We start from the raw sequence: 13,414 nt of genomic DNA, 5'->3' as shown, positions 1-13,414 counted from the left end.
CTGACGACGTAGGCTGTCTATGGGGTTCTCCGAACATGGGGCAGCAGGACCGCAGTTCCGTACTGAGTGTCCTCCTCGAGCGAGCCGTCGCGGAGGCGGCGAGTACATCGCCACCAGTTGTTGGCAGTCCTCGCAGGTGATTCAATGACCGACACCTCGAAATGGGATCGAACGGAAGCAGACGCAAGCGTTGATCACGACCGCCTTCCGGCCGAACTCGCTCGCCGAATATTCGCTGGCGGACCGATCAGTACTGTCGTCGTCGACCCGTCGGGAACGGTCGTGTTCGCGAACGAACGCGCCACTGAAACGCTCGGTGTCTCGAAAGCGGACCTTACGAGCGAGACTGCCGGACCGTCGACGTGGCCGCTTACCGATGACGCTGGCTCACCGATTCCGCCCACTGAACATCCCGTGACGCGCGTCTTTGAGTCGGGGTCTCCGGTTTTTGGCTTCGAACACTGGATCGAACTTCCCGATGGGGCGAAGCGGTGGCTCACGACCAACTCGTCACCCGTTCTAGGCGATCCGGACACTGTCGAGTACGTCGTCCACTCATTCGAAGACGTGACAGCGCTCAAACAACGCGAAGAACGACTGACCAGCGATCACATGCGCCGCCTCGAGTTTCGCGTCGACCAGTCCGCTGTGCCGCCCTCGATTCGCGTCGAGAGTCAAGCGGAGACAGACAATGGCGAGCGCCGCATCGACATCGAATCCGTCGTTTCAGTCCCTGACAACGGTACCGTGCAGTACATGGGCACGGCCGACCTTTCGGCGAGTGCGTTTGTCACCGCTATCGAGGAAGTCCCACACTACACCGATGTCCGCCTGCTTAGTACCGCAGACGGCTACAGCCGGCTCGAGGCGCGTGCCGAATCAGCGACAGTCTCGGAGCTGTTTCAGACACTCGGCGGTCAACCCTGTGCGGTTATCGTCGCCCGGAATGAAGTTCGGTTCCAGGGAGAGTTGCCGGGAGACGTGGAGTACCAACGCGTTGCCGACGGTATTCGACAGTTTCACACAGGTGTTGAGTTGGTCGACGACGAACTTGTCTACTCACCCCATCTGCTCGCCGACGTCGTCACGGATGCACTGACCGGCCGCCAACTCGCGACACTCGATGCAGCCTACTATAGCGGCTACTTCGAGACGCCACGAACCAGCACCGGTGATGAACTTGCTGATCGCTTCGGTGTCACTCGTCAGACGTTCAACCAACACCTGCGCAAAGCCCAGCAGGTCGTCTTCAAACACCTGTTCGAGAAGTCGGCTGCAGCCGCACGGTGACTAGTCAGCGCGTCCGCTTACCATACCCCCGTCCGTAGGAAGTGTAATGAATGATAACTCGACACACGCAGAATCGCCATCCGTCGATGGGGGGATCGGCGAAACCGACACTGGAACTGTTCTCCGCACTGCGTTCGAAATCGACGAAACCGACGCAGTCGTCGTTACCATCGTGACGAGCGTCGCGACCATCATGGACGAAGCCGTCGACGACATGCCTCCGCTGTACGACACCATCGACACCGAAGCCGTCACTGAACTGCTGGCACACGGCCGACACGGACGCAACTCGACGATCATCTCCTTTTTTTACCACGGCTGTCAGGTAACAATCTCGAGTCGTGGCGATCTCGTCGTTGCAGCGCCGACGTAACGAGATTCGCGTATCGGTCTGCCAGTCGACTGCAGATCAGTACACCGACGCGCGGACCTGCACGTTAGTGTCGGAAACGCGACTGATCGTGAAAGTCGCTCTCACACAACGCTTATTGACAATCCCATCGTTCCTCCAAATATGTACGCTGTGAGTACAATCGATACCCGAATTGGTGGCAAGGTGAGCAGTGACTCCGCCTTTACGTTTACATTCGGGAATCGCAAACGCAAACTCACAGCACGAGGCCACAACCGGACGAACTGGGTGCGTTCTCACCAGTTACGGCATCGTCCACCCTATTACCCACGGGCCTCGGGTCATGGCCACTCTCCCTGACCAATGAGTACCTCTCAACACCCGATTGCCCTCCGCCTCGAGCGGTTAGTCGGTGGTGACACGCGGTTGCTGGCGCTGGTGATGATGCTCCCGCTGATCGACGGCGTCTTCCCAGCGTTGATCCTCGCAGGCGCACTCGACAGTCCAATGGGTGCAATCCAGGTTGGACTGCTCATCTTCGGTGGCAGTGCAACCGTTGCCGTGATTCTCGCAGAGATGAGCGGTACGCCTCGCGAGCAGGCGACGATTGTCCTGTTAGTCGGGATTCCGCTCATACTGCTTGCGGCCATACAGGCCGCGCTCGCGCCGGCAATCGAGAGCGTCCTCGATATCGTTATCTTCGAGCGCTTCGCCGCACTGGTGATCCTCGCAATCGCCGCCAAAACCGCGAGTGCGACCATCGGCGAGTATCTCCCCGGTCCCGCCGTCATCATTAGCCTCGGACTGGTCGCGAGTCTCGATCCGAACGGAATGGCGTTCGTCCTCATGGACGACCCCGCGCTCGTGATGAACGCGACGCTCTCTGCGACCGTCGGCGTCGCATTCGCGCTCGGTATTGCCCTCACCGGCCCGTACCTGCGCGAGTACATGGACCTCGACCGCTTCCGATTCGGCAGCGCTGTTGCGCTGGGCTTGCTCCCCATCGCGCTGGTCGCCGACACGTTCGGTCAGGCCCCACTCGCCGCGCTCGTCGTCGCCGGCCTGTTCGCACTCGACCTCCCACTCGAGCGCGGTGGCGACTCGGAAGACGACGATTCTGATTCGTTCGCACCTGCAGTCGGCACCGGACCACTCACCGATGGCGGGGCTTTCGGTCCAACACGGCCGAGCAACTCGAGTGACGCTGACGACGGCGACACTCGCAGCGGCGGTGACAAGCGATCGTCTTCCGGCGAGGACTCGAGCGACACCGAAGAACGCGCTCCTTGGTTGTAACGGCTCGAATCGAAACCACTTTAGGGCGGATCCCCCAACGTATGCTCGCGGGGTCGTGGCCAAGCCAGGGATGGCGACTGACTCCAGAGGCACCGCGCCCGGGACGACACTCCAGACTGATATACTGATCGGACACCTGATCAGTGTCCGTGTGATGACCCTCTGGAGTTCCGAGGCGCACCGGAGATATCAGTCGATCGGGGGTTCAAATCCCTCCGACCCCATACCTCTGACGCTCACAAATCCGTGAGCGTCAGGTATGTAATTCGGAGGATTTGAATCAGGGAGCAGCTCCGCTGCGACCGTGGTTCAAATCCCTCCGACCCGGACTTGCAATTGGTTGTTGTACTATTTTCATGCATCAGCCGGTTACATCACTCTCGAGGAGAAAACGAGAAGCAAAAACTCCTAACTCGAGTCCTCATCAACACGGCTGAACTGATACCACACACCAAGCAAGATGGCAAAGAAGACGACGCCTAAGCCGACGCGCAAGCCGAGTTCCTCGAGGCCGGTCGCCTCTGCGTGGACGAGTCCACCGGCCCAGCCGCCGATGAGGACCGCGAATCCGGTTGCGACGATCACCATGATGAGCAGTCGGTCAGTGGGAATATCCATGCGGGATGTGTCGTGATAGGCACGGGTAAACAGACTCCCTGAAGTGGCCACGTCGATGGTTGCAGTGTGGTCGTCGTCGAAATTTGGTAGCAGTAAGACTGATTGACTCAAGACAGGCGAGAGTGCGACAAATCGAAAAACGATGGGAGCGTCGGCCAGCCCTGTGTATTCGTCACTGCCAGTAGTGGCTGCGTAATTTGTTACTCAAACCGACCGTTTGGTTGCACTGACTCTCACTCGAATTGGGTGGCGGGAAAGGCTACCGGAAACCCAACGCGTCTATACGTCTCTGTGGTGGATTCCGGTGATGACTACGGTCGTCGAACTCGAGGTTCCGGCTGAACGGCTCGGACTTGCACGGACGTTCGATCGCGTCCCGACGTTCGAGTGTGAGATCGGCGGGCTCATTGGCGATACAGCACCGCTGGTACACGTATCGGGCGAAGACCGTCACGATGTCAAACGGGCACTCGAGGCGGATCCGTCGGTCGATGTCGTCGCGAGTCTCAGTGGCAACACGCAGTCGACTGGGGCCGATCACAATCGGTGGCTGTTTCGACTCGAGTTCGGTGAGGATATCAAACTGTTTCAGGAGATCGTCTCCAGTAACGATGGCGCGATGCTCTCGGCACGCAGCCACGACAACACGTGGTCGCTGCGATTGCTCTTTCACGATCGCGAGTCGGTCTCAACCTCGCATGCGCTGTTCGAACAGTACGACTATCACGTCAACGTCACCCGGATCACGGAAACCGATTCGGCGGATCTCGACCTCGACCGGCTCGAGACGCCGCTAACAGAAACACAGTACGAGACGATCACGATGGCACACGAACTGGGCTACTTCGACGTGCCGCGACAGGTAACACTTGAGGAACTCGCTTCTGAGATGGATATCTCCCATCAGGCGCTGTCGGAGCGTCTTCGTCGGAGTCATGCTGCCCTCATTAGTTCGGAGTTGGCTGACCGGCACGCACCGAAAAAGGCAGACCCATAGCGTAGAGATGGTATCCAGCGCAAGTAGTCTCGAGTGGACGGTCACGAATGCGGGAGCGGCAACTGATATCATCACTCAATTTTCGACAAACACACTCACATCACAACATCGATGAGAATTTGTCCACCATGTCTCTATATTAGGTCGAATTCGCACTAACAGATAGCTTTATTACTGAACGTATTATAATATGCATGTCGGCACACCGCCGACCCTGACGCATCGGCAACAGACATCCTGTGACCGGTGGATCACTCGTGCTCGATCAGCAACGGCTACTCGTGGCTGTGTAGTCGACACTGCTGACAGATCCCCTGGTGGGCTCAAGAGATCTGTGGCCTGCCATACTTTTGTCCGGAAACTCTCGCTCTCGAGGAGAACCTGCACGCGGCATACAAACGACACCAAACACGGTGATACCCGGCGACCGTCAGTCAGCGCGGGAACACGATACCACCGCTGTCGTGTCGGTTGTATCCGTTGTGTCCGTTGTTTCCTCGAGCAGTTGTTCTGCGTGGAAGGCAACGGAGAAGTCCTGTGGGCTTGGAATTGCGCAGGCAAGCCAGCCGATTGCGGCTGCTGTGAGTATCGGCATTTCACCTGGTAGGTGGCCGGTGATCCCAACTGCGAGGACGGGGACGGCAAGCGCGAGGGGCATGAGTGCGGCAACGCGAAGGACCCAGGCTGGATCACGGGCCGTTGGCTGCGGTTCCACGACTGCCCATGGGCAACTCGCGAGGAGTCCAAGCGGGCCGCTGGTACGATTTGGTAGATAGTTGATCGAAAAGGCAATCCCTGCAAATCGAAGGACGAGTGCATGAGACCACTCGTGAGCAATCAATCCGATTCCTACTGCAAGTGCGAGCGCGACGCCAGCACCCACCACATCTATTCCGATCATGCGACGCGCGGATCAGTCCCAAATACCAGTTCGCCACTCAGGAGCACCCGCGCATTCGATCGGAGGGACGCTCGAAGCAAGTGTGGACGGCTGCACGTATACGAGTTTTAAAACCGAACCGAATCCGACGACGAGCGCTCTGTTCACCCAGCCTGACTGTCCCACAGGTCGAATAACGGAGTCTCCGGAGAGCAACGATGGAAGGGTGCGTATCAGGTTGGACTGTGTCTGCAATCAAGTGGGTCAACGGCCATCTGTTGTGGACGCGCGTTCGACAGGCCGGGACGCACAATCGAAAGACAGTTTGAACCCACGATGCTACGATGACGCATGCTCTCGATTGCGCTTGCCGGAAAACCAAACGCCGGCAAGTCCACGTTCTACACCGCGGCGACCATGGCCGACGTCGACGTCGCGAACTATCCGTTTACGACGATCGACGCCAACCGTGGCGTCAGCTACGTCCGAACCGAGTGTCCCTGCCTCGAGCGCGACGAGCGTTGTAACGCCGATGACTGCGAGGACGGCAAACGCTACGTCCCAATCGAACTGATCGACGTCGCCGGACTCGTTCCCGGCGCACACGAGGGGAAAGGCCTGGGCAATCAGTTCCTCGACGAACTCACCAACGCCGACGTAATCGTCAACGTGATCGACGCCTCCGGCGGCACCAACGAGAAGGGCGAACCCGTCGATATTGGCGAACACGACCCGCTCGAGGACATCGACTTCGTCGAAGAGGAGATGGACCTCTGGTTAGCTGGCATCGTCGACCGCAACTGGGAGTCCGTCGAACGAAAGTCCCGCTCACCCGATTTCGATATCGATGACGTGCTCGCGGACATGCTCTCAGGCTTTGGGGCCTCGCCCCGCCAGATCGCAATCGTCCTCCGCGAACTCGACTATCCAGCGGACCCGATCCAGTGGGAAGACAGCCACCGCGAGGAACTCGCCCGCCTTGTTCGCGAGCGTACCAAACCCATCGTCGTCGCCGCGAACAAAATCGACGTTGCCCCCGAGGAAAACGTCGAGACACTGCTCGAACTCGACAAGCCTGTCATCCCGACGACCGCAGAGGGCGAACTTGCACTTCGCCGTGCCGCCGACAACGGTCTCGTCGATTACGACCCCGGCGACGACGCCCTCGAGATCGGTGACGGCGTTAACGACGCCCAGCGCGACGCACTCGAGGAGCTTCGTGAAACGATGACCAACTGGGACGGCACCGGCGTTCAGGGCGCGCTCAACTACGCCGTCTACGACTTACTCGAGCACATCACGGCCTACCCCGTCGAAGACGCCGCGAAATGGTCCGACGGCAGCGGGAATATCTTGCCCGACGCCTTCCTCTTACCCGATGGCTCGACGCCTGTCGACCTCGCCTACGCCGTCCACTCCGATATCGGCGACGGCTATCTCCACGCCGTCAACGCGAAATCGAATCGAGAGGTCAGCGAAGAGTACGAACTCGAGGAGGGTGACGTAATCAAGATCGTAAGCACCAATTAGCGTTTTCTTGCGATGTGAATGCAACCTCTCCGCCAAAACGGGTTGTGCTCAACCGAGGTGAAAGAAAAGCAGTCTACTCCACAACCTCTTCATGGACTGATTCGCCGGTACCTGGTTTTGATTCCCACTCCCACTCGTCTTCGACTCGAATCCGCCCGTCCTCGAGGCGTTCAACAACACCAACAGAGTGACCAGTCGCCGTTTCATGTGCTGTGTTTATCTGCGTGTATCTGATGTCCCAGTGGGTTCCATCGAACGTTCCAACCAGATGCCCATCGACGATCTCGCCGCCAGCATACTGTGCATAGAGTCGCTCACCAGTCTGTTCGAAGTGAAAGACCGTCTCTGCACCCACATCTCCGTTTTCGTCGTTCGAAACACCAGTCAGTGTCACTCCATCAAATGAAATCTCGTCTTCCATACAGAAACTGGAACAACGAACCGAATAACCGTTCTGATGCACGGGTTGTAGCAGAGATGACTACAGACTCAGATCAGTAGAAGAATTTTGACCGAACGTCACGTTCGAAGGAGTATTACTCACTTTGTTCGTTTAAAAGGATGCTCCGACTGGGATTCGAACCCGATGCAAATCCTCACTTCGCTCGGATTTCCGTGCTTCAAATCCAGGGTCGCATTCTCCGCTCACAAAGTTGTTCGCTGAGAAATGCTCCGACTGGGATTCGAACCCAGGTCATTGCCGTGAGAGGGCAATATGATTGGCCGGACTACACCATCGGAGCGGGTGTGCGTCTACACCCACTTCTAACGCAGTACGATGTTTAAGCATTCCGTTTCGATTCGAGGTTGCGGAGAGATACCACGTTTCTGAGCGGCCGTGGCCCCGGTCTTGGAGCTACTCCTGATTGTCAAAGGGGGATTTCGTTGCTTCGGGTTCGAACCCCTCGAGGCTGATGATATTTTCTCGGCCAACCCGAAGTTTGCTGATGGTGTCGTCGGCTTCCATCTCCGAGAGAAGCATGCTGACCTTGGATTTCGACCAGCCGGTTTCGTCGACGATGTTGACCTGTTTCATTCGGCCGCCGTTTTCGCGGATAAGTTTGACAACGCGGTCTTCGTCCGTGAGCAAGTCGTCTTCGGAGAGTGGCGGGTGTGGGGTATTAGCACTGGCCGACTCGTCAGTATCCGTCTCAGTGCTCGAGTCTGGAGTCTGGTGGCCACCAGCGGCAGGTGTGGTGCCCCTCTGTGCGGCCGTTTCGTGTGATGTACGAGCGCCGGTATCGGGTGTGTCTGACACTGCAGTCTGGTCATCTGTAGCCGTGTGCTCGGGAGTTTTACTCGAGTCGCTGCGGTGGCGTCGATACCAGACTGCGCCGCCGCTGCCAGCGAGGATAATGAGGGCACCGGCGGCGAACAGCCACGAGGAGTTGGTGTTGTCGGTCATGGCCGTCAACGGCGAGTCTGCCCCCTCATCGGTTTTAGTGAGTTCGACTCGAGGGTGGCCATCGAGGAACTGTCGTTCGCCACTCCAGTGGACGGAGTTGGCTTCCGAAAGCGAAGTGCCGACGTACTGAGCCTCGGGTTCGACGTGTTCGAACGCGAGTCCATCGCTAGCCTGGAGTTCCATCGCCTGCTCTTCTGTGAGGATAAGGTTCTGGTTTTCGAAGACATCACCGACGAGGATGGACTCGTCTTCAACGGCGGCAAATCCGTGCCAGGTGAACGTCATTTCGACGACGCCAACGGGGTTGAAGGTACCATCGACCTGTGCAGAGCGATTGAACGCGGTGGCGTCCATCTCGCGTTCGGTTTGCTCGTCACCGGTTTCGACCATTGCCTGTGCCTGCTCTGAAAACAGGGTGTAGAGGTCGGTTTCGTCGGACTCAAACTCGTCGGCGAACGTTTCGAACTCTGATCTGGTCGTCTCGTTGCTCTCATCGAAGTGATGTTCGTAGCGGAACGTCCAGGTTGCACTGCCGTTTTCGTGAACCGTGATTTCGAACGTTGTGCTATCGAAGTCACCGGCGCTCATTTCGTCAGTTGTCGCCACTGTCACGTGTTCGTGCTGCGGTTGAGCGTCCGCAGCAGATGGTTCGGCTGTTGTGTCGGCCGGTCCGGCAACAGTGAGCAATCCAGCGTCAGCCCCAAGTCCACCATCCCCAGCCGCGACTATCGGGCCGCCAACGCCGGCGAACAAACCGACGACGAGAACGGCGATGAGCAGCCCGACTGCAACCGGCTGGTTCATTGGTGTGTCCCTACGTGCGGGAGCTAAAAATGCTTGTGAATAGCGGGGGTCTCCCAGACAGTGGGTCGATACGCACAAACGAATCGATTTCGTAGGGGTCGTATGATCACGAATCTCGCGCGTGGCGTCCAGTCGTTTACGAGCAACGCATTTCTGGTGACGGGTGAACGCCCCGTTCTAATCGATACTGGTTCGAATTTCGATGTCGTCGCAGCCGTTCGCGAACACGTCGACGACCTCGAGGCCGTCGTTCTGACGCACACCCATCCCGATCATATCGGCAATCTCGAGGCAGTAACGACAGAGTTTGACCTCGAGCCGTGGTGTTACGATCCGTCAGTCGATGCGGTCTCCAGCGGCCACAAAATCGCCGACGGCGACACGCTCGTACTCGGCGATGACGAGTATACGGCGGTGCACACGCCCGGGCACAAAGACGACCACCTCTGTTTCTACTCACGAGAGGCGGACGTCCTCATTGCCGGTGATCTCGTCTTCCAGAACGGCAGTTTCGGACGAACTGACCTGGCAGAAGGCGACCGCGCGACACTCATCGAGAGTATCGATCGCATCCTCGAGGTCGTCGATGAGGATCTCGAGGCGATGCATACGGGCCATGGCCCGAGCGTGACGGAGACGCCGTACGAACACATCGAACTCGCGAGTCAGATGGCGCGACGGGCATAAGCGCACCTCTGCTGAAGCGGTTGTGTTGCCAGCGGTGACTCTGGTTATTCGTCGTCGCCGTCGTCTTCTTTGACACCGTAGTAACCGGGTTCGTCGTCACTGCGTGGCTCGGCTACAACGAGGTCGTCCGCGTTCGTCATGACCCACGGAATCGCCCAATCGAGCAAGACGCTTTCTGTCTGTTGTTCAATCTCCGCATCGGGCTCGAGTCCCTGCAGCAGCCGCGCGATTTCGTAGACAGTGTACATCTGGTCGTTCTCGAGCAACTCCGCCGGCGTGTAGAAGTCACACGGCGGTCGATTCTCGAACTCGGATTTTGGAACAGGCATACGCCATCATTTCCACTTCGAACGCCTAAGTCGTTCGTTCTCGAGTGCCGATTAACGGCGACCCCTCGAGTGCTGTGGCTGGCCGGTCGGCATCGAAAGAAAAGCGGTGTTGACCGGGTCGTCGCGGTCCTACAACTGGATTACTCGAAGTGGTCGAGGCACTTCTGGTACTCTTCGTCGACGCTGTCCCAGTTGACGACCTCGAAGAAGCCGTCGATGAACTCGCCGCGGTCTGGGCCGTAGTCGTAGTAGTAGGAGTGCTCCCAGACGTCGAGTGCGAGGATTGGGTGCGAGCCCCAGAGTGCGCCCTGGTCGTGCTTGTCGACCGCGAGGTTGCGCAGTTGCTTGGCAACTGGGTCGTACACGAGCAGTGCCCAGCCACCGGCAGCGCTGGCTGCAGCCTCGAATTCACCTTTCCAGCCCTCGTAGGAGCCGAAGTCCTCTTCGATGCGGTCGGCGATGTCGCCCTCTGGCTCGCCGCCGCCGTTTGGGCTCATGTTCTCCCAAAACAGCGTGTGGAGGTAGTGTCCGCTGCCGTTGTGGGTGACGTTGCCGAGTGCACCAGCGGTCGAGCCGTAGTCGCCGGACTCGCGGTTCTCCTCGAGGGTTTCCTCGGCGGAGTTGAGGCCGTTGACGTAGCCCTGATGGTGGGTGTCGTGATGCCAGGTAACGACCTGCTCGGAGATCGATGGTTCCAGTGCGTCGTAGTCGTACGGTAGTGGTGGAAGTTCGTGGTCAGCCATTATATCTCACCTAGTGGGTTGTATCGGCATCTCTCCTGTTAAACGTTGAGGAGAGAAACGGTATCATAGTACACGGCAGGTCCCGGCGTCGGCGACCGGGACCTCACTGCACGGACATCGCTCAGTGTGGTAAACCTTTCATACAATCTGGTTACTGATACTCGGTGGACCTGAAAGATGACTGCAATCATATCGAAACCGAGGCCACCAGTTCGTCTCACTGGCGCCACTGCGACGTCTCACTATCGTCGATTGGGGACACCACCGTACCCGATGAAATCGCGCGGGCTAAAACTGCTTACAAGGACGTCATCGATTCCTTGTGATAGGCGTGCTCGAGCCACTCCTCGAGCGACGGCTGCGTCCAGTATCGGACTGTTTCGCTCCGATGGTCATGCTCGAGAACACCTGCATCCTCGAGTTTCGGCAAGTGGACGTGCTGGAGGTCGGTTCGAACCGCCGTGATGAACTCGTCTGTTACCTCTGTTGTGTGGGTCTGTTCAGCCACAACCTCGAGTTCGGCAACGCGATTTGTCAGCGCTGTCGTCGTCGCAACGCCATCATCCTGTTCGTAGAGATGGTACAGGGCGTACCGACGCCGACGATTCGAAAGGAGGTCAAACACCTGATCAAGTGACGGTGTTGCCTCTGTCTCGAGCGGTGATGACGCTCGTTCCGTTTCACGCATCCACAGACCACCTACCGTGAGTTACCATTCGAAACCACCAACAGCCCCTTCTACAGCCGACACATTAGATGTTGCGTCTCCCTAGAATAGTATCTGTCTTTCATACATACAATTAAACAGGGAGTAAATACGACACAGAGGCTGCTGGATGGGTTTGGAAAATGAAACTCTGTCTGCCGCAGACGGTGGTGGCTGCTCCCCGGTCGTTACAGATAACGGAATCCTGCCGGCGGTTCCAGCGCAACTGCTACGTGGGATACGGGCGCTCCGATAGCAAAATGTGGATAAGAGTCGCAGTCGCTTACTCGTAGAGCCACTCGGCGTCGTGCTGATCGTAGTCAATCAGTTCGTCGTCGTCGAAGTGGATTCCGATTTCGCGCTCGTTTGCGCCCTCATCCTCGTGATCGGCCGCGTGAACGACGTTGCGACCGAGATCGAGTGCGAAGTCACCGCGGATGGTTCCTGGCTGAGCCTCGAGTGGGTCGGTCTCGCCGATCATCTGACGGACCTGACGGGTTGCGTCCTGTCCTTCCCAGACCATCGGGACAACCGGTCCCGAGGTGATGAAGTCTACGAGGTCGTCGTAGAACGGCTTGTCCTCGTGTTCGCTGTAGTGTTCTTCAGCCCGTTCGCGGGGCATGTTCTCGACCTTAATGGCGACGAGTTTGAGTCCGCGTTCCTCGAGTCGAGAGATAACCTCGCCGACGAGGCCGCGACCAAATGCGTCCGGCTTGATCATCACGAAGGTTCGCTCGTGATCGCCGTCGCTCATTGTTCGGCCTCCGCCTGCTCGTCGTCGGCTTCGGTCTCGTCGACCGTTTCGTCATCGGCAGCGACATCATCGTCGTCGTCCTCGCTGTCGTCTGCGTCGACCTCGCTCTCTTCGTCGAGATCTTCGTCTTCAGCTGCGTCGACGACCTCGTCCTCGTCCTCGTCTGCCGACTCATCGGCAGCCGTGTCGGCCTGTGCTGGCCCTTTGCCAGCACGACCTTCTTCGGTCCACTCGAGATCGCGTGGTTCGCGGCCGAGTTTGTAGTTTTTCTCGGCTTTCGAGTCGACGAAGTGGAGCACGCTGCCGTCGTTGCGGACGTACATGATGCCCGTGCCGGGTTCGATCTCTTCGCCCGTGTAGTCGCAGGTTCGTTTCTCGACCATTGGTTACTGACCTCCGATGGAGTCGGCCTCACGGGCGGTCTCACGAAGTTGGAGAATATCCCCTTCGCGGACCGGCCCGAGGCAGTTTCGGGTAATGATACGGCCTTGATTCTCGCCCTCCTGAATGCGGCACTTGACCTGCATGGCTTCGCCGTGCATGCCGGTTTTGCCGACGATCTCAATGACCTCGGCGGGCGTGGATCCGCTTTCGTCCTCTTCAGCACTCATCTCTGATCACCTACTCGAGGTCCTCGAGCTTGTTGGCGATGTCCTCGACGTCGCCGTCGGCCTCGCCGGTGTCGACGATTGCCGCAGCGGCGCTGCCGACTTCGAGGCCAGCAGCGTGGCCAACGTCGTCCTGGGTCTCGATGAAGACGACTGGGATTCCCTTCTCGTCTGCGAGGTCGGGAATGTGCATGACGATCTCCTCAGGGGAGACGTCTTCGGCGACGAAAACGAGGTCTGCGTTTCCGCGCTCGATTGCTTTGGTAGATTCGTTGGTTCCTTTCTTTACTCGGCCGGTGTCTCGTGCGACCTCGAGCGCCTCAAGGGCGTCATCTGCGAGGTCGGCTGGGATGTCGGTATTGACGTAGACTGACATGGGTTGTTCACCATCTCCTACACGTGGGCTCGCGCTCCC

At 58.4% G+C, this 13,414-nt stretch carries 17 protein-coding genes and 2 tRNA genes; 7 read left to right on the top strand and 12 right to left on the bottom strand.

Annotated elements, in window-relative coordinates:
- Positions 1-144 precede the first annotated feature (144 nt).
- From G6M89_RS09710 to G6M89_RS09695, 4 genes are all read left to right on the top strand, one after another.
- Positions 145-1,290, top strand: coding sequence for a helix-turn-helix domain-containing protein (locus G6M89_RS09710; protein ID WP_165161593.1), 1,146 nt, complete (start codon positions 145-147; stop codon positions 1,288-1,290).
- 46 nt (positions 1,291-1,336) lie between these two features.
- Positions 1,337-1,663, top strand: coding sequence for a HalOD1 output domain-containing protein (locus G6M89_RS09705; protein ID WP_165161592.1), 327 nt, complete (start codon positions 1,337-1,339; stop codon positions 1,661-1,663).
- 342 nt (positions 1,664-2,005) lie between these two features.
- Positions 2,006-2,938 (top strand): DUF5794 domain-containing protein, encoded by a 933-nt coding sequence (locus tag G6M89_RS09700; protein ID WP_165161591.1) that lies wholly within the window; start codon positions 2,006-2,008, stop codon positions 2,936-2,938.
- Between the two features lie 49 nt (positions 2,939-2,987).
- Positions 2,988-3,162, top strand: a tRNA-Trp gene (locus tag G6M89_RS09695).
- A gap of 184 nt (positions 3,163-3,346) precedes the next feature.
- On the opposite strand, the gene G6M89_RS09690 is transcribed toward G6M89_RS09695, so the two are convergent.
- Entirely contained in the window at positions 3,347-3,556 is a 210-nt protein-coding gene (locus G6M89_RS09690) for a hypothetical protein (RefSeq protein ID WP_165161590.1), read from the bottom strand.
- A 307-nt stretch (positions 3,557-3,863) separates the two neighbouring features.
- On the opposite strand from G6M89_RS09690, the gene G6M89_RS09685 reads away from it, so the two are divergent.
- The gene (locus G6M89_RS09685; protein ID WP_165161589.1) at positions 3,864-4,553 is read left to right on the top strand and encodes a helix-turn-helix domain-containing protein; all 690 of its coding nucleotides are present in this window, start codon (positions 3,864-3,866) and stop codon (positions 4,551-4,553) included.
- 430 nt (positions 4,554-4,983) lie between these two features.
- Here G6M89_RS09685 and G6M89_RS09680 read toward each other — a convergent pair whose 3' ends face one another.
- Entirely contained in the window at positions 4,984-5,454 is a 471-nt protein-coding gene (locus tag G6M89_RS09680) for a hypothetical protein (protein ID WP_165161588.1), read from the bottom strand.
- A gap of 330 nt (positions 5,455-5,784) precedes the next feature.
- On the opposite strand from G6M89_RS09680, the gene G6M89_RS09675 reads away from it, so the two are divergent.
- Complete coding sequence (locus tag G6M89_RS09675) at positions 5,785-6,963, top strand: redox-regulated ATPase YchF (RefSeq protein WP_165161587.1); 1,179 nt, start codon at positions 5,785-5,787, stop codon at positions 6,961-6,963.
- A gap of 73 nt (positions 6,964-7,036) precedes the next feature.
- Here the strand turns inward: G6M89_RS09675 and G6M89_RS09670 are convergent, their stop codons facing one another.
- The 3 genes from G6M89_RS09670 to G6M89_RS09660 form a co-directional block, all read right to left on the bottom strand.
- Positions 7,037-7,384, bottom strand: a complete 348-nt coding sequence (locus G6M89_RS09670; RefSeq protein ID WP_165161586.1) for a hypothetical protein — start codon at positions 7,382-7,384, stop codon at positions 7,037-7,039.
- 247 nt (positions 7,385-7,631) lie between these two features.
- Positions 7,632-7,706, bottom strand: a tRNA-Glu gene (locus tag G6M89_RS09665).
- Positions 7,707-7,819: 113 nt separating this feature from the next.
- Positions 7,820-9,172: a hypothetical protein gene (locus G6M89_RS09660; protein WP_165161585.1), complete on the bottom strand. Its 1,353-nt coding sequence runs from the start codon at positions 9,170-9,172 to the stop codon at positions 7,820-7,822.
- Positions 9,173-9,274: 102 nt separating this feature from the next.
- Here G6M89_RS09660 and G6M89_RS09655 point away from each other — a divergent pair, with 102 nt between their 5' ends.
- Positions 9,275-9,859 (top strand): MBL fold metallo-hydrolase, encoded by a 585-nt coding sequence (locus G6M89_RS09655; RefSeq protein ID WP_165161584.1) that lies wholly within the window; start codon positions 9,275-9,277, stop codon positions 9,857-9,859.
- Positions 9,860-9,903: 44 nt separating this feature from the next.
- Here the strand turns inward: G6M89_RS09655 and G6M89_RS09650 are convergent, their stop codons facing one another.
- The 7 genes from G6M89_RS09650 to rpl7ae all read right to left on the bottom strand — a co-directional run bounded on the left by G6M89_RS09650 (position 9,904) and on the right by rpl7ae (position 13,375).
- Positions 9,904-10,188, bottom strand: a complete 285-nt coding sequence (locus tag G6M89_RS09650; RefSeq protein ID WP_165161583.1) for a DUF5827 family protein — start codon at positions 10,186-10,188, stop codon at positions 9,904-9,906.
- 140 nt (positions 10,189-10,328) lie between these two features.
- On the bottom strand, positions 10,329-10,931 hold the full coding sequence (gene sod / locus G6M89_RS09645) for a superoxide dismutase (protein ID WP_165161582.1): 603 nt from the start codon (positions 10,929-10,931) through the stop codon (positions 10,329-10,331).
- Between the two features lie 298 nt (positions 10,932-11,229).
- Positions 11,230-11,619: a hypothetical protein gene (locus tag G6M89_RS09640; RefSeq protein ID WP_165161581.1), complete on the bottom strand. Its 390-nt coding sequence runs from the start codon at positions 11,617-11,619 to the stop codon at positions 11,230-11,232.
- A gap of 301 nt (positions 11,620-11,920) precedes the next feature.
- Complete coding sequence (gene ndk, locus G6M89_RS09635) at positions 11,921-12,391, bottom strand: nucleoside-diphosphate kinase (RefSeq protein WP_165161580.1); 471 nt, start codon at positions 12,389-12,391, stop codon at positions 11,921-11,923.
- Entirely contained in the window at positions 12,388-12,774 is a 387-nt protein-coding gene (locus G6M89_RS09630; protein WP_165161579.1) for a 50S ribosomal protein L24e, read from the bottom strand. The genes ndk and G6M89_RS09630 overlap by 4 nt, the downstream gene beginning before the upstream one ends.
- A 3-nt stretch (positions 12,775-12,777) precedes the next feature.
- Positions 12,778-13,002 (bottom strand): 30S ribosomal protein S28e, encoded by a 225-nt coding sequence (locus G6M89_RS09625; protein ID WP_087714364.1) that lies wholly within the window; start codon positions 13,000-13,002, stop codon positions 12,778-12,780.
- Positions 13,003-13,012: 10 nt separating this feature from the next.
- Positions 13,013-13,375 carry a 50S ribosomal protein L7Ae gene (rpl7ae, locus tag G6M89_RS09620; RefSeq protein WP_165161578.1) on the bottom strand — a complete coding sequence of 121 codons (363 nt, stop codon included), beginning with the start codon at positions 13,373-13,375 and terminating at the stop codon, positions 13,013-13,015.
- Positions 13,376-13,414 lie beyond the last annotated feature (39 nt).

Source organism: Natronolimnobius sp. AArcel1 (assembly GCF_011043775.1).
In the GTDB taxonomy this organism is placed as follows: Archaea; Halobacteriota; Halobacteria; order Halobacteriales; family Natrialbaceae; genus Natronolimnobius.
Note: the sequence above shows the minus strand (reverse complement) of the source record. Positions and strands in the feature narration are given on the sequence as shown.

What these genes read in the sequence shown, in the direction of transcription:
- G6M89_RS09710 (WP_165161593.1), top strand. Translation starts at nt 145, where the DNA reads ATGACCGACACCTCGAAATGGGATCGAACGGAAGCAGACGCAAGCGTT.
- G6M89_RS09705 (WP_165161592.1), top strand. Translation starts at nt 1,337, where the DNA reads ATGAATGATAACTCGACACACGCAGAATCGCCATCCGTCGATGGGGGG.
- G6M89_RS09700 (WP_165161591.1), top strand. Translation starts at nt 2,006, where the DNA reads ATGAGTACCTCTCAACACCCGATTGCCCTCCGCCTCGAGCGGTTAGTC.
- G6M89_RS09690 (WP_165161590.1), bottom strand. Translation starts at nt 3,556, where the DNA reads ATGGATATTCCCACTGACCGACTGCTCATCATGGTGATCGTCGCAACC.
- G6M89_RS09685 (WP_165161589.1), top strand. Translation starts at nt 3,864, where the DNA reads ATGACTACGGTCGTCGAACTCGAGGTTCCGGCTGAACGGCTCGGACTT.
- G6M89_RS09680 (WP_165161588.1), bottom strand. Translation starts at nt 5,454, where the DNA reads ATGATCGGAATAGATGTGGTGGGTGCTGGCGTCGCGCTCGCACTTGCA.
- G6M89_RS09675 (WP_165161587.1), top strand. Translation starts at nt 5,785, where the DNA reads ATGCTCTCGATTGCGCTTGCCGGAAAACCAAACGCCGGCAAGTCCACG.
- G6M89_RS09670 (WP_165161586.1), bottom strand. Translation starts at nt 7,384, where the DNA reads ATGGAAGACGAGATTTCATTTGATGGAGTGACACTGACTGGTGTTTCG.
- G6M89_RS09660 (WP_165161585.1), bottom strand. Translation starts at nt 9,172, where the DNA reads ATGAACCAGCCGGTTGCAGTCGGGCTGCTCATCGCCGTTCTCGTCGTC.
- G6M89_RS09655 (WP_165161584.1), top strand. Translation starts at nt 9,275, where the DNA reads ATGATCACGAATCTCGCGCGTGGCGTCCAGTCGTTTACGAGCAACGCA.
- G6M89_RS09650 (WP_165161583.1), bottom strand. Translation starts at nt 10,188, where the DNA reads ATGCCTGTTCCAAAATCCGAGTTCGAGAATCGACCGCCGTGTGACTTC.
- sod (WP_165161582.1), bottom strand. Translation starts at nt 10,931, where the DNA reads ATGGCTGACCACGAACTTCCACCACTACCGTACGACTACGACGCACTG.
- G6M89_RS09640 (WP_165161581.1), bottom strand. Translation starts at nt 11,619, where the DNA reads ATGCGTGAAACGGAACGAGCGTCATCACCGCTCGAGACAGAGGCAACA.
- ndk (WP_165161580.1), bottom strand. Translation starts at nt 12,391, where the DNA reads ATGAGCGACGGCGATCACGAGCGAACCTTCGTGATGATCAAGCCGGAC.
- G6M89_RS09630 (WP_165161579.1), bottom strand. Translation starts at nt 12,774, where the DNA reads ATGGTCGAGAAACGAACCTGCGACTACACGGGCGAAGAGATCGAACCC.
- G6M89_RS09625 (WP_087714364.1), bottom strand. Translation starts at nt 13,002, where the DNA reads ATGAGTGCTGAAGAGGACGAAAGCGGATCCACGCCCGCCGAGGTCATT.
- rpl7ae (WP_165161578.1), bottom strand. Translation starts at nt 13,375, where the DNA reads ATGTCAGTCTACGTCAATACCGACATCCCAGCCGACCTCGCAGATGAC.